The 2,708-nt window shown below is 31.5% G+C and carries 3 protein-coding genes; all 3 read right to left on the reverse strand.

Features of this window, described 5'->3' with window-relative positions; all coding sequences use genetic code 11:
- A partial coding sequence (locus H740_RS01665) for a hypothetical protein (protein ID WP_004322199.1) occupies positions 1-421 on the reverse strand: 421 nt, incomplete at its 3' end.
- On the reverse strand, positions 418-1,632 hold the full coding sequence (locus H740_RS01670) for a hypothetical protein (protein ID WP_004322200.1): 1,215 nt from the start codon (positions 1,630-1,632) through the stop codon (positions 418-420). The genes H740_RS01665 and H740_RS01670, both read right to left, overlap by 4 nt.
- On the reverse strand, positions 1,616-2,647 hold the full coding sequence (locus H740_RS01675) for a nucleotidyltransferase family protein (protein WP_004322203.1): 1,032 nt from the start codon (positions 2,645-2,647) through the stop codon (positions 1,616-1,618). The genes H740_RS01670 and H740_RS01675 overlap by 17 nt, the downstream gene beginning before the upstream one ends.
- Positions 2,648-2,708: the final 61 nt, after the last annotated feature.

The following is a 2,708-nucleotide window of genomic DNA, read 5'->3' on the forward strand; positions in this document are numbered from 1 at the left end:
CAAAATAAAATATGGCAACAGAAATAACCAAAAAGATAGATATAAGCGGCTTGAGCCCAAGCGCCAATACAAACATCTTTTGGATTTGAAGTTTTTGCTCTACAAATACACTTAATACCATCAAGAAACACAAAACAACAAATAATATATTGTCAAAATAAACCCATGCAATTGGCACCACAACCATCAAAGCATAGATGGTGCCAAAAATAACTAATTCATTAAAATAATTACTTTTCAAGCTATAATTGCAATACAAAAAACCAGACGAGACGCCGAGCATAAAAAATGGCGATGAAAATATAATAAATTTATAATACTCAAAAATTGAATATAATTCTTTATCAACAAAAGCTGGCAACATCAGTACCTCAATAGCTAAAAAAGAATACATAAGGTATCTATAAAAAATTAGCTTCAATTGTTAGTCCACCTTACAGTATTCGACAGTACTTTTCTTATAAGATTATCCTTATCCTCTTCTTTCTCGAGGCAAACTTTTTCATATTTATGGCTTGTGGTTTTATCATAGTAATAATTCGAACTAGCAAAATAAACATTTTTTCCATTAACCAATGCTTCTATACCAGTACTGCCAGTCCACACAAGAAAATTATCAAATGTTTTCATAACGTCTGATGTTTTTATAAAAGGGTCAAGTATGACTACATTTTTTATAGAATTAATTTTTTTGTATAAATTTATATCTTGCCTAAAACACATAGCGGGGTGTTCTTTTAAATATACGCTCCATCCATTATCAGAAAAATACCTGACTGCTTCTATTAAAGATGTAATATAATCAACATTTTTAATATCGTCAGACCAATACTCTATGGTTGCTTCTGGATGGTAGTGCATTGGGATATAGATGGATTTTTCGGTAATAGCTATATTGTTCCTAAAGAAAGAAAAAGGAAATAGCTTGCCAAATTTATCAATGGTGGCAGAATACGGCGTACTAGCATAGTCATACTTGTAGTCTCCAAATAGCTTGTGCCTTATAAGATAAAAAATAATATACTTGATTTTATATTTAAAATAATATAGTAAGCCCCGAAAAATAGCTTTACGCTTCGAAATGGCCATATGAGACCTAAAGTCGCCCGTTAACTTTTTTTTTAGTGTCACAACCTCCTCATTTGATACTTTTCTAAAATCATTAAATTCACCATAAACTGTTACTCTCTTATAGCCGCCCATAAAAAAAGAGGAAATACCAGAAACAATACATTTATAAAACTTTGCAATTCCAATCAATACATCCATAACATAATTATCAACTGGATGAACTATTAAATACTTAAAACTATTCTTCGAAAGTATCTCTATGGAAGATTTTGCAACCTTTAAAATAAGCTCCTTAGCCTTTAGAAATTCTATATTCCTAAGCAGTCTATCTTTAATAATAATTCCAGCAAAATCAATACACTCTTCTACAATCTGCCAATCATTTGCTGTCAAATCGCAAATTTCATACTTATTTAAATCTATATAAAAATCACAAGTAGGATAATCTGATATTGTAAAATATTGATCTGACTTAAAGAAATCTTTTGCAAATTTGAAAGTTATATCATTTTCCTCTTTATTTCTACTGTAAAAAACTAGACACTTACTTACAGAGCTCATATAATCCCTTTATTTTTTCATAATCAGCAGGCAACCCCATATCTATCCAATAGTCCGTAACTTCAAAGGCTTTTGTTGTTTTGCCGGCATTTCTTATAATATCAAACAGACTAGGCAGATCAAAAAGCTTATCTTTTGGCACATAATTCAAAACTTCGGGATTTAATACATAGATACCAGTATTTATAAAAAATTCTATTATGGGCTTTTCTTTCATTGCCTTTATGGTATTTTGACCATCTACTTCTATTACTCCATATGGCACCTGATAACTATCTCTTCTTATGCACATAGTGGCTGTGGCATTTTGTTCATTATGGTATGATAAAAGCGCATCATAGTCCAATAATGATAAAACATCTCCATTTGTTACAAAAAAAGGCTCATTTAATTCCATGTCAATCAAGCTCAAAGCACCTCCCGTACCAAGCCGCTTCTTCTCTTCAAGATATTTTATCTCTATACCAAATTTACTACCATCTCCAAAATATTCCTTTATTACATCAGCCTTGTAATTTACGCTCAACATAAATTTTGTAAATCCATGGGATACAAACATGTCAATAATATGTTGCATCATAGGCTTAGTTCCTACTTTTAACATGGGCTTAGGTGTGTCCTTTGTAAGATCGCCCAGCCTAGTACCCAACCCGCCAGCCATAATTATAACCCAATTTGGCTTTAAACTAAAATCTATATCATCAAGAGCAACTATTTTAACAAATCTATCTTGGTCATCCACGAGCGGCATATGTCTTCTGCGAATCTGCTTCATATAGGTAATCACCTGATTTTTTGAGGAACCTATATGAAGCTTGTATGGATTTTTATTTATAATGCGCTCCAGATCTAAACTATTATTTAAAATTGCCTTTCTTATATCTCCATCTGTTATGATGCCTAGTAGCTTTTGGTTTCTATCAACCACTGGCAATACGCCATTGCCATTCAGATCAAGTAGCCTAATTGCGTCCTTAAAATTTGTTTTATCGCTAAGTATTAATACATTATTCATCGATAATTCATCCTCTCTACCACAAAACTACAATACTTACTAAATTTAAAAATTAAAAAAT

The sequence above is a fragment of the Campylobacter showae CC57C genome, assembly GCF_000344295.2.
Lineage (GTDB): Bacteria > Campylobacterota > Campylobacteria > Campylobacterales > Campylobacteraceae > Campylobacter_A > Campylobacter_A showae_B.

Excerpts from the sequence above, each read along its gene's own strand:
- H740_RS01670 (WP_004322200.1), bottom strand. The coding sequence starts at position 1,632 with ATGAGCTCTGTAAGTAAGTGTCTAGTTTTTTACAGTAGAAATAAAGAG.
- H740_RS01675 (WP_004322203.1), bottom strand. The coding sequence starts at position 2,647 with ATGAATAATGTATTAATACTTAGCGATAAAACAAATTTTAAGGACGCA.